Here is a 22,179-nt window from a genome sequence, read left to right as displayed (position 1 = left end):
AGGTGCGATCGCTCACCCCCTCAGATCACTAGCCTGAGGGGATTTCGTCTTCCTGCCATGGGCCGAAGGTTTGGGCGTAGTAGTCCAAGATCCTGCGGCATTGGCGATCGCTGCTCGGAGTGCGATCGTCCCCCCAAGTCACCTGCAACGCCGCAACCTGGCTTTGGGCATAATCAAACGGAATTGACCCCTGCGGCTCCAACTCCACCGCCACCACACCCGGCAACTGTCGCAACTGCGCCGCCACTTCTTGATAGACTGCGAGAGGCAACGCCGCACAACTCACTCGTTTTTGCATCATGACATCTAAATCAGATCGTTATCAGATCGTTTAAACCAGATCGTTATCCCTTGACAACACCAAAGGAGACAGCAATTGTCTCATGGCCGTGGGCTGTCCACCCCCTTCACCTAAAGACTTGGTCACTTCAATGCCCAATTCTTCAAACACGACTCGCGGGGTTCCTCCCTTACGGGATTCAATCCGCTTCACCAAGACCTGACCATTTTCCACAAAATCCCCTTCCCGCACGTAGGTACTCTTGCCGGCAGAGGTTTCCACGATCGCATACTTTGTCCCATCGGCCTTCACTACCACCCCCGTCACATTAAGGCCCTGGGCGAGGGTCGGCTCCGGCAAATCCGGTAAATCCGGCGCAAAGGGTTCTGACGGCGGAATACTTTGGGGCGATGAAGGAAGATTTTGGGGTGATGAAGGAATCGGAAAATCGGCGCTGGGTCTGGGCGGATTCGGTGGTGTTGGAGGACGCTCAAACGGGCCAATTTGCGGAATGAGGGGATTGGGCAGTTGAGGCAGCGACGGAATTCTGGGTAAACTCTCTTCGAGAGGAGCTTGCACGGCCACCGTGCCTCCATCCTGCACAGACTCTAAGGTGACTGGAATCGTGGAGAAGGGGTCTGTCCGCCCTTGTCGAGTTTGTCCCAGCTTTGCCACCGTATCCGCATCCGCGAGGGGAATCAACCCCTCAGCCACATTATCTCCAGCGGCTGGAGGCGGCGGCGGTTCGCCTTCCGCCACGAGGGGATCTTCAAAATTTTCAGCGGCTTGGGGGGCAATGGGCACAGCCTCCGGGACGGCGGCCTCATCCTCACCCCCGCCAATAAAGGGCAGCGAAGATAAAACCCCACACCCCCCTAGGAGTAGGGTTGTGGCGGTGAATCCGGTAATAACTAGCTGTCTACGCATGATGATTCTCTGTCCCTTTAGGATACTCCCACCCTTCATCCAAACTTGTTTTGAGTATAAATCACCTGTTCCCAGGGTTGGCGGTTGACTCCGAATTTTCCGCAGTTTAGGCCTTGTTCATCAGGGCTTTCAGGGCCGCCACTCCCTTTTTGACGCGCCGCGAGACCGTAATCACACTGATGCCGAGGCGATCGGCGGCTTCTTTTTGAGTCAGGTCTTGGAGAAAAACAAATTCTAAAACATCGCGGGTGCGCTGCTCAAGCTGCACGAGGGCTTGCTGTAACCGGATTTGATCGTCTTGGGCCAGTTGAAAACTGCGGTAGTGGTGATCGGGCACTAACTCCCCTAGGCTAAAGGAGCCGTCCTCTGGACTGCCGAGGGGACAGTCGAGGCTAAGGGGTTCGCGGTTTTGGTGGGCGAGTTTGATTTCTTGCCAGTGGGCCTGGGAAATGTTGAGGGCGGCGGCAATGTCGCGATCGCTCGGTTGTCGCCCCATCTCGACCCGCAGAGCTTGGGTAACCTTAATCGCCCGTCGCCAGATCTCTTGCCATTGGCGAGGAATACGGATCGGGGTGCTTTTGTCGCGAAGATAATGTTGAATTTCGCCCCGAATGTAGGGGATCGCAAAGGAACTGAACGCATTACCCTTCGTGACATCGAAGCGTTCAATGGCACGAATCAGGCCTAAACAGCCCACTTGGAGCAAGTCTTCATAACTTTCCGGGCAACGCTCAACCCAATGATGCGCTTCACGACGGACTAAACCAATGTTGAGATGCACGAGCCGATTCCGGGTTTGGAGGTCGGGGTTCGTGCGATAGGCCCGTAATAGAGAAAGGCTATCTCCTTTGAGGGTGCGTGAACTAGTTGGCATGGGTTTAACGCCTCGCGGCAGTGAAAAAAAGAGTTATCAAATTTAAATATTAGGTGAGGAAATAGGTGAGGGTGATAGTTCAGGTGGATCAAAACCCTAGACTGTGTTGAATGATGATTGACAGGCATTCATCCGTGAGATCTGATCACCTTAGTGTAAGGTTCGATTGGACGAATGCCAACCGTATTTTTCCCACAGAAATAAAAATCACCACAAAAATTAACCCCTGTGCATTAGAGTCATCCGAAACCCATGGAACCGGCACCGCCCTCTCAAAGGTGAAGCGATCGCCCCTAGGAGCGATCGCTTCACAGCATCACGTTTGATGAATGGGTCAATCCCTTACGCTTTCGGGCTAACCTGAGCGTAGAAACTCCCTTTGATTTTCACTTCTTCGGGATCATCTGCGCCTAAGTCCGTATCCGAGGGCTGAATACTGGTAAAGGTTCCAGCGATTTCTCCGGTTTCGCTATCCACTTTGGTGACCTGCAACGACATTTCACCGCGGCCGGTTTCATAGCGTTTCACATTGGCCCGCTCGAAACTGTCACTGTCAGCACCAGCAGGTAGCGCGATCGCATTGTCATAGCCACTGGCAACCCCACGCCCTTTCGGATCGAGGAACACAGAACCCCGGTAAGACGGCACGAAAAATTCCCCTTCAAAGTCCGTCGATGTATTCACCGAATCAAACCCTGCTTCGGTTTTAGCATCCAGACTTTTCATGGTGAACATAAACGGCGTTTGTTCACCCCCAGGGAGCAGAACCGTGATCGGTTGGAAATCGATCCCGGCTTCCTCTTTAAAGGTCAGCACTCCATCAGCACTAGCGGTTAAAGTACCACTCACTTGATCCAAGCTAGAAGTGTAGCGGGTGAGCACCTTCCCTTGGATGAATTCTGCCTCCACCCGCTTGTTGGTGGGTTCTTCTTTGACGAAATATTCTTTCGGCTCTAAGCACATGGCAGAAATCAGATACTCTTTGCCAGCCACGACTGGGATTGATCCCCGTGCTGTTTCATCGAGTTCTGGGCAGCCATTGGCTAGGCCGGTGTTCACAATGTCGTCATACGTTAACTGTTGACTGGTTGCATTGGCTGGTCCATCGCTACAGGCTGTTAAGAACCCTAAGCAGAGGGCAAAAAATGCAATCAGTAGTCCGCGATAATACCTCATTATTAACCTCGTTTTCGTCAATCTCTGCGTCAAAAAAAAATAGCGGGAATTTCAGATCAACATTGGGGTCAGAACAGCCACCGGAATCAACAGAACCCTAATGACAAGCTCAACATTAGTATTGGTCGGCGTTAATTCCGTCTACTGACGGTCAAACAGTGCCGATTTTGGGTGGAATTCTGACGATCTGAACTTCTTAGGTACATGGCGCTGTTAACACCTGTTCAAAGCGTTTGATTGACACTCCCCAGCGTGAACGCACGGGGATTCTTGGCTCATCGAGATCGCTTAACCTAGATTCCTTGCGTCGTCTAAGCCAGAGGTGAGTCTCTCCCCAAGCGTTACTTCGGGTATGCCCTACCCTAGTTGCATTGCTGCAAGTCTTAATAAAGCACATTGTACACGGGCGTGTCGCGTTTCCTGATTCGCGTCAGCGCACCTGATTCGTGTCAGCGCACCTGATTCGTGTCAGCGCACCTGATCCGCGTCAGCGCACCTGATCCGCTTCAGCGTATCATTTGGGTGAGCAGCAGCTCATGTCGTTTTTGTTATCTAGAGTGAGGTATGGAGCAGGATCACCCTTTTGACCCTTCGTTTTTGGCAGCGGAACTGTCTCGCATTCAGGCGGAACTCTCCCAGCTTGCGGATCAGCAGGCGGGGGACAGTTTGGCGACGCTGATGATTTTGCGATCGCTCAGTGCCACCCACGCCCGCATTCGCGATGATCTTTTCTTGCCCAACTTGCCCGGCAACCGCCACGAATTGGCGAACCTGCTGCGGGACATGGAGGAAAGTGGCGGCTGGCCATTTATTGAACGGATGCGGTTACAGGCCTTTCTGGTGAATCTGGATTGGCAGATGGGAATTCCTCCCGACCCCGAAAAATAGCCCCCAGAATTCAAGCTACAATCGAGGGACTACAAGCGCTTCAGGACATAGACACCATGGCTTTCACGCTCAATCCCATCAAGTTCGGAACCGATGGCTGGCGAGGGGTAATCGCCGCAGATTTTACTATGGAGCGGGTGGTAACGGTGGCCTCTTGGGCGGCGGAGGTGTTGGTGGCCAATTATGGAGATGTGGCTAATCCCCGCTTGGTGATTGTCGGGTACGATCGCCGCTTTATGGCGGAGGATTTTGCCCAGGTGGCAGCCGAAGCGATCCAAGCCATGGGGTTTGATGTGATGCTCTCAGAGAGCTACGCCCCCACGCCGGCCTTTTCTTGGGCGGCGAAGGCGGAGCAGGCTTTGGGGGCGATCGTGCTGACGGCGAGCCACAATCCGGCGAAGTATTTGGGCTTGAAGGTGAAGGGCTGTTTTGGTGGCTCGGTGACGCAGGAAATTACCAGCCAAATCGAAGCACGCTTAGGGGAGGCGTTGCCGAGCGATCGCACTCCTGGCACGCTGATGACCTTTGACCCCTGGACGAGCTATTGCGCGGCGTTGCAGGGCAAGGTGGATATTGCGCGGATTCGGGAGGCGATCGCAACGGATCGGTTGCGGGTGTTTGCGGATGTGATGCATGGGGCGGCAGCTACGGGGCTGGAGCGGCTGTTGGGAATTGCTATTGATGAAATTAACGGCGATCGCGATCCCCTCTTCGGCGGTGGTGCTCCGGAGCCGTTGCCGAAATATTTATCGGAAATTTTCCGCGCCATTCGCCAATCCGCCCACGATCAACCGGATGTGTTGCGGGTGGGGCTGGTGTTTGATGGGGATAGCGATCGCATTGCCGCCGTGGATGGTCAGGGTAATTTCCGCAGTTCCCAAGTCTTGATCCCGATCTTGGTGGATCATCTCTCCAAAACCAAGGGCTTTACCGGCGAAATTGTCAAAACCGTCAGCGGTTCGGATCTGATTCCAAAACTGGCAGCGTTGAATCATATTCCCCTCTATGAAACGCCGATTGGCTATAAATACATCGGCGATCGCATGCTCACGGCGGAAGTCCTCGTGGGCGGTGAAGAATCCGGCGGCGTAGGCTACGGCACGCATATTCCGGAGCGCGATGCCTTGCTGTCGGCGCTCTATGTCCTCGAAGCGGTGGTGGAATCGGGGCAAGATATTGGCGATCGCTACGCCCAACTACAGGCCAGCGTCGGCTTCACCTCCACCTACGATCGCATTGACCTCCCCCTTGCCAGCATGGCCGTGCGCAATGCCCTCCTCGCCGAACTCCAATCCAACACCCCCACGGAAGTAGCCGGCCAAGCCGTTACGGACTGCCTCGCCATCGATGGTTATAAATTCCGGCTGGCTAATGATAGTTGGCTCCTGATCCGCTTCTCCGGTACAGAACCCGTCCTGCGCCTCTACTGCGAAGCCGCCGACATGCCCACCGTCCAAAAAACCCTCCTCTGGGCGAAGGATTGGGCGAATTCAATCAGCGTCTGATCTTCTACCCGATCCGAGATGCTGACATCAAAGGTAGCGAGCTAGAACAAAGGTAGCGAGCTAGAACAAAGGTAGCGAGCTAGAAGCTCGCACTACACAAGAGAACGTTTTTTTGTAGTGTGAGCCTCTGGCTCACTGCTTCCTTTTTCTGTTTGTAGTAGCGAGCTAGAAGCTCCCACTACACAAGAGAACGTTTTTTTGTAGTGTGAGCCTCTGGCTTACTGCTTCCTTTTTCTGTTTGTAGTAGCGAGCTAGAAGCTCCCACTCTCTTGGTGCTGAAATTCAGAGTCGCGAGCTTCTAGCTCGCACGACACAAGCGCACTCCCTTAGTATTGTGAGCCTCTGGCTCACGGCTCCCCTGCCCTGCGATGATCTCAGGTCTGGCAAGATTATCGTTGCATCAGGTGGCAGACGAACGCGCCCGCGCTCTCGGCAGTAAACGATGTGGTGGGTTGACCCTTGGGGGTTTGGGTGCGATCGCGGCAATTGTAGCGGGTGGGGGGTTGCTGGTTACCGTCGATGCTGATCTGAGCGCGATATTCCCAGTAATATTTCGCGCTCCGTTTGAGGCGGAGAATACAGATTTCGTGACCCTGCCATGGGCGACAGGTGGCGGCGAAGGCCGGTAACTGCACCCCAAACCACCCCAGCACGATAAGACACAGGAAGCTGATGAGGTGATGGTGCCAGGGGTTGCGGGTCATGGGACTAGGTGCGAGGGAGGGTGCGGCTCACTTTCGCGGGGCAGAGGATGCGATCGCCGTCTCGATAGCCCACGAAACGGACATAGACCAATTCCCCTTCCCGAATATCGGGGCTGTCGGGCTGGTGCAATTGCGGGTCATAAAACACTTGCCCCCAGGCCTCGCCGATCGCTTGATAGCCCCACTGTTGGAGGAGCGATCGCAACGGTGAGAACAGCGCCACCACATTCCGCGCTGGTAACGTGGGTTTGGCTTCCGCCATCACCGTCGCCGTTGGGAAATTCATCAGCAACGTCTGCAACACCTCGAACATTTGATACTGAAACTCCACTGTCAGTTGATCCCGTTGTTGCTGGACTTCGGTGCGGAGGCGGCGGCATTGTTGTTGGAGTTGCAGCACCTGATTATTGGCATCTTCGAGGGTGGTTTGCCAGTGATGTTCTCGGCGTTCAAGCTCCGTTTCGAGCAACTGAATCCGCTCTTGGGCCGCGACCAGATCATTGGTGGTCACCGTGAGGCCGGCTTGGGCGCGGGTCAGTTGCTCTTGGAGTTCAGTTTTTTCGTTATAGAGTTGCTGCCCTTGACTGTGGAGTTTGGCCACTTCTTGGAATGCACTGCCCAAGGAGGGGAACGTCACCCCGTAGGCCTGGAGCAATTCTTCTAGGGTCCAATTCAGGGTACGGGCCAAGCGATTCAGTTCTGTAAAACTGAGCAGATCGAGACTACCTTGGCGCAACTGGCGCAGGTGCTTGGGGGTGAGACCGGCTTTGCGTTGGAGGAGGGCCCAACTGAGGATATTGGCCTGTTTGAGGCGATCGCTCAGCAGCGGATCAAACTCATACTGACAGTCCAAGTCAACGACGGGGGCCGTTGCGGACTTTCCCCCGATCAAACTCAAAAAAAAGGCTGTTCCTCCCACCCAGAGAAATACGCCAAACCAAAAGAGATTAGGTTCTTCGACCATCAACATTCTGCTTAAGGTACTGCGGCTCGGACATCGCGCGTCAATTTCCCCCCAATCTTAACCCCATTCGGACAATTTCGAGCGTGTCCATGAGCGCGAAGACAGGTCTCTAGGGCTGGAGGGCGGCTCCGGTTTGAATGCGCAGGGGATCGCCGAGGGCTTCATCGGCAATGCCAGCGGCTTGAGCCGTGAGGGGGGCTGTACCCCAGGCTTGGGAGAGATCTTGTAAGAAGCGATCCTGTTGGGCCCGAAATTCCACCGTTGGCCCATTGTTATTGACGATCGCAAACCACACCCAGCCGCGATCGCGCGTTGGTAACACCCCCGCCAAGGCACTGACGCTGTTTAATGTCCCCGTCTTAATCAGCGTCCCCGGCGGAAAATTCCGGTCTTGCATCGTCCCTTGGCGATCGCGCCCCGCCACCGGAAACAGATCCGCAATCCCCGCCCCCTGGGCCGCCAAATCCTGCTCCAATCGCTGCAACATCGCCACCGTGGCGCGGGGCGAAATCCGATTCGCCGTCCCCAACCCGGAGCCATTGATCAATTGAATTTCGTCCTGGGGCACACCCGCCGCCGCCGCCGCCATTCGCGCCACCCCCGCTGCGCCCCCCGCTGCTTCCGCCAACACCTGGGCCATCACATTATTACTGTAGATATTCATCTGCTTGAGGATATTCCCCAAATTCACCGACTGATGCCGCAGCAGCATCGTCGCCGGAGGCACGGTTGATGCCACCACCACCGACCCCTGCCATTGCACCTGAGGTTTAGGCGTACCGGGGGGCAGTCGGTTGTATTCCGTTTGGGCAGCTTGGGGCCATTGGGACGGGGTCAACGCCACCCGGAAAAGTTCCCCCGCCTGTTCGGGTTGGGTTTTGTAGTTCATGTAAAACGGCCCGACAATCACCAGATTCCCTGTCACTTGGCGAATGCCTTGGGCATTGAGGGCATTCCCGACGGCGATCGCCTCCTCCCAGACAAAAAACGGATTCCCCGTCCCCTCCACCACCAAATCCCCCCGTAACACCCCATTTTCCACGGAACCTGTGCCATACACCGTCGTCGCAAAGCGATGGGCCAAGCCCCACTCCTCCACCGCCGCCAAGGTCGTCGCCACTTTCGTTAGCGAGGCCGCCGATTGGGGTATTGTGCCCTGATGCACCGCCAACCGGGTCAGCCCCGATTGCAAATAAATCCCCTGGGTCGTCTCACTGATGCCCCGCTGCCGCAACCGTTGGAGGTACTGCGCCATCAAGTCCTCGGCCACGCCATCGGGTTCAGCCGGGGGTTGAAAAAACGGAGCCGCTTGCCACGCCAACCTCTGAGTAATCTGATCCGATGGACGTGAGCAGGCCACCATCCCCACCCCTAATGCCAACACCACACTACCCAGACCCATCATCACTCGACCCATGAACGACTCCTTAAGATTCAACACCAGATAAATCACAGACCGTCTTGTATTCTAGACAGATCTTGCCCCTTCCCCTGGACAAATTCTCCCGTGAATCCGCCGGAATCCAACGGCGATCCGTCGTGAATTCCGACGGCGATCGCACCCCCTTCTTCCCCATTCTCGGCAAAATCATGCACCTCACCGGATCTGAATCTGGTAAAATCTTTACGGTTTCTATCACACCCAACCAATGAAATCATCGACACGGGAAAGAATTGCAGTTGACGCAATGGGCGGCGATCATGCCCCCGATGAAATTGTGGCTGGTGCTGTCCGCGCTGCTGAAGAATTAGATGCCGAGATCCTTTTGGTTGGCGATCCTGAAAAAATTCAAGCATGCTTGACAGCCCATGGCGGATCGGATCGGATCGAGATTGTGGCGGCAGAGGACGTAATTTCAATGCATGACGAGGCCACTGGGGTTCGACGGAAACCCAAGGCCTCGATCAATGTAGCGATGGACTTGGTGAAACAAAACCGGGCGGATGCGGTCTTCTCTGCAGGTCATTCGGGGGCAGTGATGGCAGCGGCGTTGCTGCGTCTAGGCCGAATTAAAGGCATTGATCGTCCTGCCATTGGGGCGATTTTCCCCACGTTATTACCGGGAAAATCAGCCATTATCTTAGATGTGGGCGCGAATGTGGATTCTCGCCCGAAATATTTAGAACAGTTTGGCCTGATGGGGTCGGTCTATAGCCAATGTGCCCTGGGGGTGGAAAATCCGAAAATCGGCCTCCTCAATATTGGTGAAGAACCGTCAAAGGGGAATGAATTGGCGCTACGGGCCCATGAATTACTCGCGGCCAACACGGCGATCAATTTTGTGGGCAATGCCGAAGGACGGGATGTGCTGTCGGGGCAATTTGATGTGATTGTCTGTGATGGTTTTGTGGGGAATGTGTTGTTGAAATTTGCCGAAGCGATCGGCGGGGTGTTGATCCAAACCCTAAAAGAAGAATTACCCTACGGCATCCGGGGGCAAATTGGGTCGGCGATTCTGCGGCCGAATTTGCGGCGGGTGGGTCAACGCATCGACCATGCTGAACATGGGGGCGGTTTGCTCCTGGGGGTGAATGGGGTGTGCATTATTGGCCACGGTAGTTCGGAAGCGCCGTCGGTGTTTAACGCGATTCGCTTGGCGAAGGAGGCGATTCGTAATCAGGTGCTCGCCCGCATTCATGACTATTACAGTCAGCGGCTGGAGCAGGTGGCGAGCAGTGAGCCACCGTCGTCCTAATGCTGGAGATGATTCAGGATCGGCGATGGTGAATCGGGTCAGTGTGTTGTGATGGAGGGTAACGAGTTTTGAAACAAGCCGGGGTTGGGGTTGCGATAACGGGATGTGGGGCGGCGGCACCGGACGCGATCCTCACCAATGATCAATTGAGTGCGATCGTGGAAACGTCGGATGAATGGATTCATTCGCGGACGGGGATGCGGGAGCGGCATATTTTGGCACCGGGTCAGGGGTTGAGTGAGTTGGGAACCCAGGCGGCGGCGCAGGCGTTGGCGATGGCGGATGTTGCACCGGAATCGGTGGATTTGATTTTGTTGGCGACTTCGACCCCGGATGATCTGTTTGGTAGTGCGGGCAAGATTCAATCGGAGTTGGGGGCAACGCGGGCGGTGGCGTTCGACCTGACGGCGGCTTGTTCGGGGTTTGTGTTTGGGATGGTGACGGCGGCACAATTTATCCGCACGGGTCTGTATCAGACGGTGGTGGTGATTGGGGCGGATGCCCTGTCGCGCTGGGTGGATTGGACCGATCGCACCACCTGTGTGCTCTTTGGCGATGGGGCGGGGGCGGTGGTGATGCAGGCGGATGAGGAGCGCGATCGCCTCCGGGGGGTTGAACTCTGTAGCGATGGCCGCCTCAACCACACCCTAAACCTCGGCTTTGGTGGCAAAACGACCCCCCTCACGCCGGATTTTTCCATTGACTTGGGCGGCTACCAACCGATCACGATGAACGGTCGCGAGATCTATCGGTTTGCCGTGGCGAAGGTTCCCGACGTGATTTCTAAGGCTTTATTCCGGGCGGAACTCGATGCAACGGCCATTGATTGGTTGATTCTCCATCAAGCCAACCAGCGGATTATTGATGCGGTGGCCCAACGGATGAAAATGAGCAGCGATCGCGTGATTAGTAATATTCATGAGTACGGCAACACATCGGCGGCTTCGATTCCGTTGGCCCTCGATGGTGCGGTGCGATCGGGCAAGATTCAAACGGGGCAGGTGGTAGCGATCGCGGGCTTCGGCGCAGGTCTCAGTTGGGGCGCGGCGATTTTTGAATGGGGTCGTTGAATCCCGATTCAGTCTCCCTTGATCCACCTGACATCAACAGTTACCCTCAGCATTCATGACACCATGAATACCATTGCAATGGGAATTTTTCGTATTATTTAATTCACTGTAATTCACTGTAATTCACTTTAATTCAAACCCTAATTAACAGCAAAACCAATGACAACAACAGCATGGATCTTCCCCGGCCAAGGGTCACAAAAAGTCGGCATGGTGGCAGACCTCACCCACCAACCCGCCGCCCAGGAAAAATTAGCCGCCGCTGAGGAAATTCTCGGCTGGTCGGTGCTCGATGCCTGCGCGGATGAGGCGAAACTGAGCGACACACGCTATACCCAGCCCTGTTTATATACCGTTGAGGCGTTGCTCGTCGATGCGCTGCGCGAACGAGGCACAGCGGATTTTGTGGCGGGGCATAGTTTGGGGGAATATGTTGCCCTCTATGGGGCGCAGGTGTTTGATTTTGCCAGTGGGTTGCAGTTGGTGAAGCAGCGGGCGGAATTGATGGCAGCGACGGAGGGGGGCAAGATGATCGCGATGCTGGGCTTTGACCGTGGGGCCCTCGAAGCGGCGATCGCAGCCAATCCGGACGTGGTGCTAGCCAATGACAATAGTGCCGGCCAGGTGGTGATTTCCGGAACTCCGGCGGCCGTAGATGCGATCGCTGCCACGGTGAAAAGTAAGCGAGCCGTGCCCTTAGCCGTTTCCGGTGCGTTCCATTCGCCCCTGATGAACCCCGCCGCCGCCAAGTTTCAAGCCGCCCTTGATGCAGTGACCTTCCAAACGGCCCAAATTCCGGTTTTTTCCAACGTAGACCCCACCCCCGCCACCGCTGCCGATGTCCTCAAAACCCGTCTCAGTCAGCAAATGACCGGCTCAGTGCGGTGGCGCGAAATCATGGCCGCGTTGGTGGAAAAACAGGTGGAAACCGTGGTGGAAATTGGCCCCGGTAATGTATTGACGGGTTTGTTTAAGCGGGAGTATCGCGAGATCAATCGGGTGAATGTGAGTGCGATCGCCAACCTCCCCTAAGCTCCCCCAGTCCGTGCCTCGACTGTCATCCAAGTTACAAAATGTCGTCTAATATGCAGGATGATCATTTCATCTTGATTATTCTGCATGATTCTGCCCCTCAAATCTGAAACAAATCCAAGAGTTTCACCCCTTCCCCAACCTTTCCCCCCAAGCTAAAGGGAGAACAGTTGAAACACTGGAGTATATTTCGCTATGGCAAGAGTCGCAATCAATGGACTCGGCCGAATTGGTCGTGCCCTCTTTAAAATTATCCAAGACATCCCCAGCTTGGAATTGATCGCCATTAACGATCTCGTCCCCCCCGATAACCTTGCCTACCTGCTCAACTACGACACCGTTTATGGTCGCTACGCCAAAACCGTGAGCAGTGGAGAAAACAGCCTCACCGTGGCCGGGCGCGAGGTCAAAATTTTTAGTGAACGAGACCCGGCAAAGATTCCCTGGGGATCATTGGATATTGATGTGGTTTTTGAATGCACTGGCTTTTTTATCAAGGGGGAAGATCTGCAAAAGCACCTCGATGCAGGTGCGAAACGGGTGATTCTCTCCGCGCCGACGAAAAGCCCCGAAGTGCCGATGGTGGTGCATGGGGTCACGGAAGCGCCGGCCGATGCCACGATGTTTTCCACCGCCAGTTGTACCACCAACTGCATTGCCCCTGTGGCAGAGATTATGGAACGGCGGATTGGGGTTGCCAAGGCGATCATGACCACGATTCACGCCTACACCGCTACCCAAAGCATTGTGGATCGCCATGATCCTAAGGATTTCCGTCGGGGTCGGGCGGGGGCGGTGAATCTCGTTCCGGCGAGTACCGGAGCGGCGATCGCTACCACCAAAGTCCTCCCCCACTATGCTGGTAAATTCGACGGTGTAGCGGTGCGCGTGCCCACCCCCGTCGGTTCTCTCTCGGATCTGACCTTTGTGACGACACGGGATACCAGCGTTGAAGAACTCACCGCCATCTTTACCGAAGAAGTGGCCGGCAAGTACCACGGCATTCTCGCCGCCAGTGCCGACCCCATTGTCTCCGCTGACATCATCGGCGATGCCCATGCCTCGATCATTGACCTCGCCATGACCCAAGTGGTGGATGGCAACTTAGTCAAAATCATGACTTGGTATGACAATGAATGGGGCTACACCAACCAAATGGTGCGCGAAGCCCTGCGAGTGCTCGGCGCATAACTCCCCTGCCATTCCTGGAGCAGAAACCCCCCACAACTTGTCGCGACTCGTCAAGCTGTGGGGGGTTTTGAGGAGCGATCGCACCCCAGAATTGATTAATCAAAATGAGTAAACTTCCTAGTTCTTGGGCCTTACCGACGACAATCAAAAACCGCTTGGGCCAACGCAGGGCCGGAAAACAGCGGGCCATGGTAGCCGCAGGGCATTTGCTCTTAGTCCTCCATACTGCACCCCAAGCCCAGGAGTCGGAGCGACGAGCGGTATTTTGTTGGCGATCGCCCTCCGGCCACTGGCAAAGTAGTGGGGGTCACTATGGATTACAACCTTTGATTAAGCATTTGCAGGCTTACAGCAATGCGGAAAACGCTCTGAGCGATGCCTATGCCCAGGCCCAAACTGCCGCCGACTTTTTTCACCTCTTAGAAACCATCGTTCCCCTGCGTCGTGCCAGTGAGAATCTTTACAGCACATTGCAGGCGGCACGGGAAGGCATCCCCGATGATCCGGATCTAATCGATCTCCGGGATTGGGCCTATGAGATTAATCGCAGTCTGGCCCTGTTATACGAAAGTACCAATAATGCGATGAATTACAGCATTGCCCGTCGGGCTGAGGAGCAAACCGAGCTAAGTTTGGCGGCGTTGGGGGCGAGCGATCGCCTCAATATCATCGCCGCCCTATTTTTTCCCGTCACCGCTTTAGCGTCCATCTTTGGCATGAATTTAATCAGTGGCTGGGAAACTGTACCGGGGTTCGCGTTTTGGTTGGTATTAATCCTAGGAATCATGCTGGGGATTGGGGTGCGTCATTGGGTCCAGAAGGGCGGCTCAAAACGCTGAGGCTAGCAGGGCAAAATTAAACCCAAGTGGGTTGCCTGGATGCATTGAGTTGGACTCTCACTGCCCGCTCCTTCGGATGATGCGATCGCAATCTCCCGCCTATAATTAGATCGCCCTGCTTCATCACCCGTCCTATGCTGATTCGTCGCCTTTGCCTTGCTTTACTCCCGGCTAGTCTCAGCCTCGGCCTGCATGGTCTACCTAGCGCGGCTCTGCCTGGCCAACCGACAGAAATCGTCGCGGCCTGGATTCTGGGCAATGGGGCCTTACAAGGCTCCATCGGGGATGGGCTGTCGGTGCGGCGTAGCAATGGCGGGTCGCAAACCTTTGAGTTTGCCGCGTCGATTTTTCCCCCTGGACGGCGATCGGGGGTGGCCTCGCGGGGGAGTTGTGCCACGCCCACGCGCCGGGGTCGGATTCGTTCCGAGGCGTTTGTGTTGCGGGATTTTGTTAATGGTGTGCCGGTGGAGCGTCTGGAGTTGGGGTTACGGATGATCTACGGCTTGGATGTGTATCAGGACTATCACCAAGGGGCGTTGATCTACGCCTACCCACGGGCGGAGGTGATTGATACGGCGCGGCGGCTGGGGTTGCCAGGGGTGGAGGGCAATTATGGGGAGGTGCGATTGGGCGATCGCTATGCCTTTTGGCTCGATATGGCGCAGACGGAAACAGGGATCAACTACAGCGGTCAAGTCACCGTCTTTTTAAAAGAGGATCTGCCGAAATTGGTGCGGGAATTGGGGGGCGAGGTGAGCGATGAGGTGGTGAGGTGCGATCGCTAATCTGGCTCGTGATCGATAACATCCATGATTCTGCAAAAAATGAGGAAAGACACCCCCTCATCACGCCTTGTCTCGGTCTGGGTCGGACTCACAATGACCGCAGCAATGGGGATTGTGATGCCGAGGATGGGGCGTTAGTGGCTGAGTTGGAGGGGTTGCAAGGATGCGTCAGCTTGGGATAATGCTGTGGGAAACCCTCGTTCAATTTCTTGGATGCTGACCTTTTGGGCCTGCATGGCAGTGCGTAACACGTCTGCGGCCTGGGTCGGTTTACCCTGTCCACAGAAGAAAAAGTCAGCCGCAAAGTAGCCATATTCTGGCCAAGTGTGAATCGCGATGTGAGATTCGGCCAGGGTGGCCGTTGCGGTTACGCCGTGGGGACTAAACTGGTGTACACAAAGATCGATCAACGTTGCCTCACCTGCCGCGATCGCATCAAGCAATGCACCACGAATACAGTCAGGATCATTGAGCAGTGATTCCGGCGCTTGCCAGGCTTCGAGAACCAGATGAGTACCCACTTTTTTCATTCTTCCCAATTTATACTCCATAGAGTGTGTTCAAGCTTCTATTTTAAGGCGAAAACAGGTGATCTGGCGGAATGGTCACAGGGGCAAGCGGGCAGAAAAACGCAAAAGCCTTGGCTGTGAGAAATGAGGTCGAGTTCATCGTTAGGATGAGGTGCATAGTCTGCCATGGAACAGGACGATAATTCATGCATGATTCAACCTCAACCCCAGCCCAAACCGTGGGAGATTGGGCCTACGGCGCGATCGCAACCCATTGCACCAAGATTCGCAGCCATGAAGCCGGTGTCATCACAGACAAAGATCCCGAAGCGGTGCATCAGATGCGGGTGGGAATGCGACGGCTGCGATCGGCCTTGGCGGGGTTCGCGCCTGTGGTGCAGTTGCCGAAGATTGTGCAGCGGCGCACAGTAAGCAAGGTGGCGCGGGTGTTAGGTCGGTTACGGGATCTAGATGTGCTCAATGAGATTCTCCTCCGCTATGCTCGCGAGAGTTCCCCCGCAGAGCAGGCGGTGTTAAAAGCGATCGCCAAAACCACCCGCCACCATCACCGCAAACAGTTCAAAACCGTGCGCCACACTCTAACCCGCCCTGGCAAATACCAAAACCTCTGCAAAGCCCTCCAAACTTGGTTAGACCATCCCACCTATTCCCCCCTGGCCTCCCAGCCGATCAATGGCATGGTGGCGGATTTACTTGCGCCCCAAGTGAGTCATTTTTTAATCCATCCGGGTTTCTTTTTACCCCTAGAACAAGCCCTCGCCGAAGTGGAACAACTCCACGATCTGCGCAAACAGGCTAAGGAAACGCGCTATCAACTCGAACTCTTTCAGCCCCTCTACGGCGAAGACTACACCACTCACCTCAAACGGATCAAAGCGATTCAATCGGTGCTGGGTAATCTCCAAGATGGGTTTGTGTTGGAGGCATTTTTAACCGCTGAGGTGAAACATTGCCGCCGGGATTTACCGGAGGTGATGGCACAGTTGGAGCGCGATCGCACCGCGGCCCTTTCCACTTGGTCAGGTCTCCAATCCTTCTACACCCATCCAGAACACCGCCAAGCCCTGCGCCACACCCTCGCCCATCCTCTCCCGGCTGAGGCTGAACGGGACTAAGGACAGATGCGATACACTCAGCAACACGGAACCATCCAATGTAAATTTTCTTTAAAGTTCTGATGTCTAATCGCCTTGCCCATAGTCAAAGCCTCTATCTCCGCAAACATGCTGATAATCCGATTGATTGGTGGCCCTGGTGTGAGGAGGCGTTAACCAAGGCCAGGCAAGAGGATAAGCCGATCTTTCTTTCGATTGGGTATTCCAGTTGTCACTGGTGTACGGTCATGGAAGGGGAGGCGTTTTCGGATGGGGCGATCGCTGCCTTGATGAATGAAAACTTTCTGCCGATTAAAGTCGATCGCGAAGAACGCCCGGACATTGACAGCATCTATATGCAAGCCCTCCAGATGATGACCGGCCAAGGCGGTTGGCCCTTGAATATTTGGCTGACACCGAGCGATCGCATTCCCTTCTACGGCGGCACGTATTTTCCCGTCGAAGCCCGCTACGGTCGCCCCGCTTTTTTCGATCTACTCCATGCCCTGCTTGCCTTTTATCGTGACGACAAAGAGAAACTTAGTACCGTCACCGGCCGCATCTATAGCGCCCTCAAAAAATCCACCCTTCTCCCCACCACCGACACCCCCCTTACCCCCGAACTCCTCCACCACGGCATCACCACCTGCACCCGCATCCTCCAAAACAGCCCCCCCGGCACGCCCAGTTTTCCGATGATTCCCTATGCTGCGGTGGTGGCCAGTGGGAGCCGCTTGGCGGGCCAAGGGGACGCGATCGCCGCTGCCCAACATCGCGGCAATGCGATCGCCCTGGGTGGTATTTGTGATCACGTTGCGGGCGGCTTCCATCGCTACACCGTCGATGCCACTTGGACAGTGCCCCACTTTGAAAAAATGCTCTACGACAACGGGCAGATCCTCGAATACCTCGCCAACCTCTGGAGCAGTGGTCATCAAGACCCCGCCTATCACCGCGCCATCCAAGGGGCGATCGCCTGGCTCGCCCGCGAAATGACCGCCCCCGCAGGTTACTTTTACGCCGCCCAAGATGCCGACAGTTTCCGCACCCCCGACGATGCCGAACCGGAAGAAGGGGCGTTTTATGTCTGGTCTTACGCTGACCTTGAGCAGATTCTCACCGCTGAAGAGTTAACCAGCCTCGCCGCCCAATTTACCATCACCCCGGCCGGAAATTTTGAAGGTTTCAACGTCCTCCAACGCCTCGACGGCGGCGAACTCTCCCCCAGCGTTGAAGCCGCGTTAACGAAACTCTTCACCGTCCGCTACGGAGCCACGCCGGAACAGGTCACCACCTTCCCCCCGGCTGCGGATAACCACGCCGCTAAAACCCACCCCTGGCCGGGACGCATCCCCGCCGTCACCGATACGAAGATGATCGCGGCCTGGAATAGCTTGATGATTTCCGGGTTGGCGCGGGTGGCGGCGGTGTTTGAGGATGAGCAGGCGTGGTTATTGGCCATTGAGGCGATGGGGTTTTTGGTGCGATCGCAATGGCTCGATGGACAGTTTTACCGCTTGAATTACCACGGCGTTGCTTCGGTTCCTGCCCAAGCGGAAGACTATGCCCTGACGATTAAAGCCCTGTTGGATCTCTACCAAGTGCGCCAAGAGGAAGACTGGAAAACGGCGGCGATCGCACTGCAAGCTGAGTTCGATCGCGCCCTCTGGTGCGAAGAAAGTGGGGGCTATTTTAACGCCGTCGGGGCTGATCAGGATTTGATCATTCGCGAACGGAGCTACATCGACAACGCCACCCCGGCGGCCAATGGGGTGGCGTTGGCGAACTTGGTGCGGTTGGCCGTGTTAACCGAAGAGACACGCTACCTAGACCGAGCCGAGCAGGGACTTTTAGCATTCAGTGGTGTGCTTCAGGAGATGCCGTCAGCCTGTCCGAGTTTGTTCGGGGCGTTGGATTGGTGGCTTTATGGGACGACGGTGCGATCGCGCCCTGAGCAACTCCACGATCTCAATCGCCAATTTTGGCCCGTGGCCCTGTATCGCCTTGATACGGAATTGCCTGAAGAAGCGATCGCCCTGGTGTGCAAAGGCTTCACCTGTCTCCCCGCCTCCATCACCCCGGACGCGCTCAACCGCCAACTCCGCCAATGTCACGGCATCCCCGGCTAAATTGCCGCACCCTTTGGGACTGATCTAGGCGATCAGTCCCAAATGCTCCCACAGAATTCGCGCTCCAATGGCAATTAAAATTACCCCCCCGACAATATCCGCTTTCGTGCTTAAAATATCTCCGAGTTTATGGCCTAAAAAGACACCAATCAACGACAGGGTAAAGGTGATTATCCCGATTAACGCGGCGGCCATAAAAATAGATGTGTGAATCACGGCCAGCCCTAAACCCGTGGCGAGAGCGTCGATACTGGTGGCGATCGCTAATCCTAGCAATGTATAGAATTCCAGCGGATTAAAAGCCACAGTTTCATCGTCACCCCACACCGCTTCATAAATCATCTTGCCGCCAATATAGCCTAAGACCCCAAACACAACCCAATGGTCAATTTCAACAATCCACTCCCGGAAACTCAGCCCAATCAGCCAGCCTAAAATTGGCATCAGGGCTTGAAAGCCACCAAAAAACAACGCAATTTTTAAAGCTTTGTTCAGTTTAATCCGCTGAATTAGTAAGCCACTGGTGACGGAAACGGTAAACGCATCAGCAGCAAGACCCACCCCAAGGAGTGACAATGTTAGGACTTCCATGCAATTAATTCAACACTTAAGAATTATGAACTTGCCTCAAATTATATCGAATTCTAATGATTGGAATTGCCTTTCTTTTTCATATTCTTTTCATTTTGAAAAAATGGGTAATCAGTGGTCTCTATCTTTCATATTTCTTTCATCTTTAAGCCAGATCAATGCGCTGTATTTTCATAATTTTTTCATTTTGAAAAATTCAAATGTGGCGCGATCGTGACGATCCGTTTTCCACAGAACATGAGGTGATCCACCGCCACCATCAAGGCAGCGCGATCGCCCTCATCCTCTCGCCCCTTCTTCTAAAACGGCTACTAGACATCTGAGTACAGGACAAACAATCAGGCTTTGGCTGAAACCCTGATGATTTCGTAGTTGGGTGGAACAATAGCAAAACTCAACACGCTCCCTAAAAATCCATAGTCTGTTGTAGTGCGGGCATCTTGCCCGCTGGGATCAGACAAAATAGGGAGCAGGATGCTCCCACCCCATCAAAATCAAGATGCCGCCGTACATTTCAACGTTTGTCCTGTACTCAGACTAGACATAACCTAAATTGCTAATCTGGCATGAATCTGACATCTGGCGTGAATCTGAGATCTGGCATGAATCTGACATCTGGCGTGAATCTGACATCTGGCGTGAATCTGACATCTGGCATGAATCTGACATCTGGCATGAGTGAGCCAGAGGCTCACACTACCATTGCGGTAATTCTCTGTAGTGCGAGCTTCTAGCTCGCTGCCCTAACTACTACCATTGCGGTAATTCTCTGTAGTGCGAGCTTCTCGCTCACTGCCCTAACTACTACCATTGCGGTAATTCTCTGTAGTGCGAGCTTCTAGCTCGCTGCCCTAACTACTACCATTGCGGTAATTCTCTGTAGCGCGAGCTTCTCGCTCACTGCCCTAACTACTACCATTGCGGTAATTCTCTGTAGCGCGAGCTTCTCGCTCGCTGCCCTAACTACTACCATTGCGGTAATTCTCTGTAGTGCGAGCTTCTAGCTCGCTGCCCTAACTACTACCATTGCGGTAATTCTCTGTAGCGCGAGCTTCTCGCTCACTGCCCTAACTACCTCCCTGTGCTCAGTGGTAACGGTCAGAAATATCACAAAGCATTTACGTTAAAATGCGTAAATGTTTTCGGGCAAGGAGTCCACGTTCCTGACCCAGCTTAGATTAACGACTCAGTTCTGTATCTAGCCTTGAACACGAGATCTATCATTCACCATGCCACTCCAGCACTATAAAGCCATCCTCAAAGAAATCACCCCCCCGATCCTCTCTCGAAATCTCAGCGCCGTCGTCAAATCATGGTCACCAGAGCCAGAATTACCTCCCCTTGGCAGTGAAGTGATTGCTCAAAATCGATCCCGTATCCGAGGGATTTTTATGCACATTCATAAATGTGCGGGGACATCTCTGATTCATACCTTTGAAGCCATTCCCGAAGTGATTTCCTGTGCGGCTCGGCCGGGCAACTTTCCGGCCCGCACGGGATGGGAAGCTATCCCCCAGGATATTCAACGGCAGGCCTATAAATTCACATTTGTTCGGAATCCCTACGCTCGGATTGTGTCAGCCTATCGCATGTTTATTAAAACTGAAATTTGGAAATCACTCTTTCCCACCTTTGATGATTTTGTGGAGTTTTTGCAATGGTCTGATGTGCATCATCATATCGTGACAGAAGACATTCCCACGGAGCAATTTATTCACACGATAGGGAATGCCATTCATCACTGTAGTTCGTTTCATAACCCTAAATATGGGTGCATCTCAATTTGGCGATGAGTAGATATACTCATGCCAGCCACGGCATCCTAGAGAACTCTCCATTGAGATAGGCACTGCGGTGCTTCAACACCTGGGGCACATTCTCCCGCTTCCATTGCGCTCCCGGCAGCTTCAACCGTCCTGAGAACTGCTTCACCGTGGATTCAACCGCCCCAGACCCGATGGAGATCCCCTCGCACTGGTAGTAGTCGTAATTGACGATCCGGTGGCAATGACGCTTGAGATAGACCCTGAAATTATCCACTCGTGGATGCTGCCAATCATCAAACTCAGCCAACGCCTGCTCAACATCTCCTCGCCATAAATGGCCTCTGACTCGGGATAAACGAGCCGCTGAACCCCCAACCTTCTCTAAGTTCTCCATCAAGTGATACCAGTCGAGAATTTCCAGTCGGTTCTGCTGCGCTCCAATTTGGGCAAATAGATTCCAAATCCCAGGATGACCATCGCCCAGGCAAACCACTAGGCTTGCCATGAGTTGAGTTTGGAGCCAAGCCACTAAATCCTCATTCTGCCCGAAGAAGGCGGCAACCCCATGCCCATGGAGATTCACAGCTTTGTAATCCCGCCATTCACTGGCTTCTCCTTCGGGGGTGCGCAAGCGAACCTTGCCCCCATCAAGGCTCATCTCTTCGACCGGTTCACTGGGTTCACTCACCTCAAGGTCAGGGAAATCTTGACGCTGAACTAGGCGTTGATGGGTGCTGCGAGACATCTTCAGTCCAGTCAAGATCTCGACATCTGCTGCGGCGCGTTGGTAAGACTGAGCACCACTAAGGAGCAGGCAACAGCGCTCAAAGCCAGGACTCCAACGGCTGTAGGCTTTGACTTGGTAGTAGCTCGCTTGATTTGCCGTCAAAACCAAATCCCCTAGGATACTGGTTAAGGTGCGGGATTTTCCGGCTGTGGTGCCGCTGCCATCGACGATAAAAAAATACCGACTTGAGGACTGACGTGTGCTTGAATCTGCTGGCGGACGGTCAGTTCGATGCCTTCGAGGGTTTCTAGGCGTTCGGGGCATTTGGCCTTGGCATCAGCGAGCAGGATAGCAGCGATGGCATCGGTGTGGGCTTTGAGTTGGCGCTTTTGTTCTGGGGTCATCTGAATC

At 54.5% G+C, this 22,179-nt stretch carries 24 protein-coding genes; 13 read left to right on the top strand and 11 right to left on the bottom strand.

What is annotated here, in order from left to right; all coding sequences use genetic code 11:
* Positions 1-28: 28 nt before the first annotated feature.
* The 4 genes from SPI6313_RS15005 to psbO form a co-directional block, all read right to left on the bottom strand.
* On the bottom strand, positions 29-301 hold the full coding sequence (locus SPI6313_RS15005; protein WP_072621733.1) for a hypothetical protein: 273 nt from the start codon (positions 299-301) through the stop codon (positions 29-31).
* A 30-nt stretch (positions 302-331) separates the two neighbouring features.
* A complete protein-coding gene (locus SPI6313_RS15000; protein WP_072621732.1) occupies positions 332-1,207 on the bottom strand; it encodes a hypothetical protein in 876 nt (291 codons plus the stop codon).
* A gap of 106 nt (positions 1,208-1,313) precedes the next feature.
* Positions 1,314-2,081, bottom strand: coding sequence for an RNA polymerase sigma factor SigF (locus SPI6313_RS14995; RefSeq protein WP_072621731.1), 768 nt, complete (start codon positions 2,079-2,081; stop codon positions 1,314-1,316).
* 342 nt (positions 2,082-2,423) lie between these two features.
* Positions 2,424-3,257, bottom strand: coding sequence for a photosystem II manganese-stabilizing polypeptide (gene psbO / locus SPI6313_RS14990; protein ID WP_072621730.1), 834 nt, complete (start codon positions 3,255-3,257; stop codon positions 2,424-2,426).
* A gap of 564 nt (positions 3,258-3,821) precedes the next feature.
* Here psbO and SPI6313_RS14985 point away from each other — a divergent pair.
* Positions 3,822-4,145 (top strand): hypothetical protein, encoded by a 324-nt coding sequence (locus tag SPI6313_RS14985; protein ID WP_072621729.1) that lies wholly within the window; start codon positions 3,822-3,824, stop codon positions 4,143-4,145.
* Between the two features lie 56 nt (positions 4,146-4,201).
* Positions 4,202-5,650, top strand: a complete 1,449-nt coding sequence (locus SPI6313_RS14980; protein ID WP_072621728.1) for a phosphoglucomutase/phosphomannomutase family protein — start codon at positions 4,202-4,204, stop codon at positions 5,648-5,650.
* A 389-nt stretch (positions 5,651-6,039) separates the two neighbouring features.
* Here SPI6313_RS14980 and SPI6313_RS23615 read toward each other — a convergent pair whose 3' ends face one another.
* The 3 genes from SPI6313_RS23615 to SPI6313_RS14965 all read right to left on the bottom strand — a co-directional run bounded on the left by SPI6313_RS23615 (position 6,040) and on the right by SPI6313_RS14965 (position 8,735).
* A complete protein-coding gene (locus tag SPI6313_RS23615; RefSeq protein WP_072621727.1) occupies positions 6,040-6,354 on the bottom strand; it encodes a hypothetical protein in 315 nt (104 codons plus the stop codon).
* Between the two features lie 4 nt (positions 6,355-6,358).
* Positions 6,359-7,318: a nucleotide exchange factor GrpE gene (gene grpE / locus SPI6313_RS14970; protein WP_217650622.1), complete on the bottom strand. Its 960-nt coding sequence runs from the start codon at positions 7,316-7,318 to the stop codon at positions 6,359-6,361.
* Positions 7,319-7,427: 109 nt separating this feature from the next.
* Complete coding sequence (locus SPI6313_RS14965) at positions 7,428-8,735, bottom strand: D-alanyl-D-alanine carboxypeptidase (protein ID WP_084669050.1); 1,308 nt, start codon at positions 8,733-8,735, stop codon at positions 7,428-7,430.
* A 62-nt stretch (positions 8,736-8,797) separates the two neighbouring features.
* Here SPI6313_RS14965 and SPI6313_RS23610 point away from each other — a divergent pair, with 62 nt between their 5' ends.
* The 7 genes from SPI6313_RS23610 to SPI6313_RS14935 all read left to right on the top strand — a co-directional run bounded on the left by SPI6313_RS23610 (position 8,798) and on the right by SPI6313_RS14935 (position 14,931).
* Positions 8,798-8,971, top strand: a complete 174-nt coding sequence (locus SPI6313_RS23610; protein ID WP_175551154.1) for a hypothetical protein — start codon at positions 8,798-8,800, stop codon at positions 8,969-8,971.
* Entirely contained in the window at positions 8,968-10,014 is a 1,047-nt protein-coding gene (plsX, locus tag SPI6313_RS14960; protein WP_072621725.1) for a phosphate acyltransferase PlsX, read from the top strand. Before SPI6313_RS23610 ends, plsX begins: the two co-directional genes overlap by 4 nt.
* Before the next feature lie 68 nt (positions 10,015-10,082).
* Positions 10,083-11,084, top strand: a complete 1,002-nt coding sequence (locus SPI6313_RS14955; RefSeq protein WP_072621724.1) for a beta-ketoacyl-ACP synthase III — start codon at positions 10,083-10,085, stop codon at positions 11,082-11,084.
* Positions 11,085-11,243: 159 nt separating this feature from the next.
* The gene (gene fabD, locus SPI6313_RS14950) at positions 11,244-12,116 is read left to right on the top strand and encodes an ACP S-malonyltransferase (protein ID WP_072621723.1); all 873 of its coding nucleotides are present in this window, start codon (positions 11,244-11,246) and stop codon (positions 12,114-12,116) included.
* Positions 12,117-12,311: 195 nt separating this feature from the next.
* The gene (gap, locus tag SPI6313_RS14945) at positions 12,312-13,307 is read left to right on the top strand and encodes a type I glyceraldehyde-3-phosphate dehydrogenase (RefSeq protein ID WP_072621722.1); all 996 of its coding nucleotides are present in this window, start codon (positions 12,312-12,314) and stop codon (positions 13,305-13,307) included.
* 104 nt (positions 13,308-13,411) lie between these two features.
* Positions 13,412-14,146 (top strand): CorA family divalent cation transporter, encoded by a 735-nt coding sequence (locus tag SPI6313_RS14940; RefSeq protein ID WP_072621721.1) that lies wholly within the window; start codon positions 13,412-13,414, stop codon positions 14,144-14,146.
* A gap of 134 nt (positions 14,147-14,280) precedes the next feature.
* On the top strand, positions 14,281-14,931 hold the full coding sequence (locus SPI6313_RS14935) for a hypothetical protein (protein WP_072621720.1): 651 nt from the start codon (positions 14,281-14,283) through the stop codon (positions 14,929-14,931).
* A 134-nt stretch (positions 14,932-15,065) separates the two neighbouring features.
* Here SPI6313_RS14935 and speD read toward each other — a convergent pair whose 3' ends face one another.
* Complete coding sequence (gene speD, locus SPI6313_RS14930; protein ID WP_072621719.1) at positions 15,066-15,461, bottom strand: adenosylmethionine decarboxylase; 396 nt, start codon at positions 15,459-15,461, stop codon at positions 15,066-15,068.
* A 185-nt stretch (positions 15,462-15,646) separates the two neighbouring features.
* On the opposite strand from speD, the gene SPI6313_RS14925 reads away from it, so the two are divergent.
* Both SPI6313_RS14925 and SPI6313_RS14920 read left to right on the top strand, forming a co-directional pair.
* Positions 15,647-16,576 carry a CHAD domain-containing protein gene (locus SPI6313_RS14925; protein ID WP_072621718.1) on the top strand — a complete coding sequence of 310 codons (930 nt, stop codon included), beginning with the start codon at positions 15,647-15,649 and terminating at the stop codon, positions 16,574-16,576.
* 62 nt (positions 16,577-16,638) lie between these two features.
* Positions 16,639-18,684, top strand: a complete 2,046-nt coding sequence (locus tag SPI6313_RS14920) for a thioredoxin domain-containing protein (RefSeq protein ID WP_072621717.1) — start codon at positions 16,639-16,641, stop codon at positions 18,682-18,684.
* Between the two features lie 24 nt (positions 18,685-18,708).
* Here SPI6313_RS14920 and SPI6313_RS14915 read toward each other — a convergent pair whose 3' ends face one another.
* Positions 18,709-19,275: a manganese efflux pump MntP gene (locus SPI6313_RS14915; protein WP_072621716.1), complete on the bottom strand. Its 567-nt coding sequence runs from the start codon at positions 19,273-19,275 to the stop codon at positions 18,709-18,711.
* Positions 19,276-19,475: 200 nt separating this feature from the next.
* On the opposite strand from SPI6313_RS14915, the gene SPI6313_RS24800 reads away from it, so the two are divergent.
* Positions 19,476-19,598, top strand: a complete 123-nt coding sequence (locus SPI6313_RS24800; protein ID WP_281248410.1) for a hypothetical protein — start codon at positions 19,476-19,478, stop codon at positions 19,596-19,598.
* 225 nt (positions 19,599-19,823) lie between these two features.
* Here the strand turns inward: SPI6313_RS24800 and SPI6313_RS25405 are convergent, their stop codons facing one another.
* The gene (locus SPI6313_RS25405; RefSeq protein WP_084669049.1) at positions 19,824-19,970 is read right to left on the bottom strand and encodes a hypothetical protein; all 147 of its coding nucleotides are present in this window, start codon (positions 19,968-19,970) and stop codon (positions 19,824-19,826) included.
* A 534-nt stretch (positions 19,971-20,504) separates the two neighbouring features.
* On the opposite strand from SPI6313_RS25405, the gene SPI6313_RS14910 reads away from it, so the two are divergent.
* Entirely contained in the window at positions 20,505-21,068 is a 564-nt protein-coding gene (locus SPI6313_RS14910) for a sulfotransferase family 2 domain-containing protein (RefSeq protein WP_072621715.1), read from the top strand.
* 10 nt (positions 21,069-21,078) lie between these two features.
* Here SPI6313_RS14910 and SPI6313_RS14905 read toward each other — a convergent pair.
* Positions 21,079-22,172, bottom strand: a protein-coding gene (locus tag SPI6313_RS14905; protein WP_139276657.1) for an ISKra4 family transposase whose coding sequence is annotated in 2 segments (ribosomal slippage) — positions 21,079-22,007 and positions 22,007-22,172 — 1,095 coding nt in all. Because the reading frame shifts where the segments join, the coding sequence is not laid out codon by codon here.
* Positions 22,173-22,179: the final 7 nt, after the last annotated feature.

The organism is Spirulina major PCC 6313 (assembly GCF_001890765.1).
In the GTDB taxonomy this organism is placed as follows: domain Bacteria; phylum Cyanobacteriota; class Cyanobacteriia; order Cyanobacteriales; family Spirulinaceae; genus Spirulina; species Spirulina major.
This window is presented reverse-complemented; position numbering and strand designations above follow the sequence as displayed.

Excerpts from the sequence above, each read along its gene's own strand:
- SPI6313_RS14940 (WP_072621721.1), top strand. The coding sequence starts at position 13,412 with ATGAGTAAACTTCCTAGTTCTTGGGCCTTACCGACGACAATCAAAAAC.
- speD (WP_072621719.1), bottom strand. The coding sequence starts at position 15,461 with ATGAAAAAAGTGGGTACTCATCTGGTTCTCGAAGCCTGGCAAGCGCCG.
- plsX (WP_072621725.1), top strand. The coding sequence starts at position 8,968 with ATGAAATCATCGACACGGGAAAGAATTGCAGTTGACGCAATGGGCGGC.
- SPI6313_RS14985 (WP_072621729.1), top strand. The coding sequence starts at position 3,822 with ATGGAGCAGGATCACCCTTTTGACCCTTCGTTTTTGGCAGCGGAACTG.
- SPI6313_RS14980 (WP_072621728.1), top strand. The coding sequence starts at position 4,202 with ATGGCTTTCACGCTCAATCCCATCAAGTTCGGAACCGATGGCTGGCGA.
- gap (WP_072621722.1), top strand. The coding sequence starts at position 12,312 with ATGGCAAGAGTCGCAATCAATGGACTCGGCCGAATTGGTCGTGCCCTC.
- SPI6313_RS14910 (WP_072621715.1), top strand. The coding sequence starts at position 20,505 with ATGCCACTCCAGCACTATAAAGCCATCCTCAAAGAAATCACCCCCCCG.
- SPI6313_RS14925 (WP_072621718.1), top strand. The coding sequence starts at position 15,647 with ATGCATGATTCAACCTCAACCCCAGCCCAAACCGTGGGAGATTGGGCC.
- SPI6313_RS15005 (WP_072621733.1), bottom strand. The coding sequence starts at position 301 with ATGATGCAAAAACGAGTGAGTTGTGCGGCGTTGCCTCTCGCAGTCTAT.
- SPI6313_RS15000 (WP_072621732.1), bottom strand. The coding sequence starts at position 1,207 with ATGCGTAGACAGCTAGTTATTACCGGATTCACCGCCACAACCCTACTC.
- SPI6313_RS14965 (WP_084669050.1), bottom strand. The coding sequence starts at position 8,735 with ATGGGTCGAGTGATGATGGGTCTGGGTAGTGTGGTGTTGGCATTAGGG.
- fabD (WP_072621723.1), top strand. The coding sequence starts at position 11,244 with ATGACAACAACAGCATGGATCTTCCCCGGCCAAGGGTCACAAAAAGTC.
- SPI6313_RS14920 (WP_072621717.1), top strand. The coding sequence starts at position 16,639 with ATGTCTAATCGCCTTGCCCATAGTCAAAGCCTCTATCTCCGCAAACAT.
- psbO (WP_072621730.1), bottom strand. The coding sequence starts at position 3,257 with ATGAGGTATTATCGCGGACTACTGATTGCATTTTTTGCCCTCTGCTTA.
- SPI6313_RS14915 (WP_072621716.1), bottom strand. The coding sequence starts at position 19,275 with ATGGAAGTCCTAACATTGTCACTCCTTGGGGTGGGTCTTGCTGCTGAT.
- SPI6313_RS23615 (WP_072621727.1), bottom strand. The coding sequence starts at position 6,354 with ATGACCCGCAACCCCTGGCACCATCACCTCATCAGCTTCCTGTGTCTT.
- grpE (WP_217650622.1), bottom strand. The coding sequence starts at position 7,318 with ATGGTCGAAGAACCTAATCTCTTTTGGTTTGGCGTATTTCTCTGGGTG.
- SPI6313_RS14995 (WP_072621731.1), bottom strand. The coding sequence starts at position 2,081 with ATGCCAACTAGTTCACGCACCCTCAAAGGAGATAGCCTTTCTCTATTA.
- SPI6313_RS14935 (WP_072621720.1), top strand. The coding sequence starts at position 14,281 with ATGCTGATTCGTCGCCTTTGCCTTGCTTTACTCCCGGCTAGTCTCAGC.
- SPI6313_RS24800 (WP_281248410.1), top strand. The coding sequence starts at position 19,476 with ATGTGGCGCGATCGTGACGATCCGTTTTCCACAGAACATGAGGTGATC.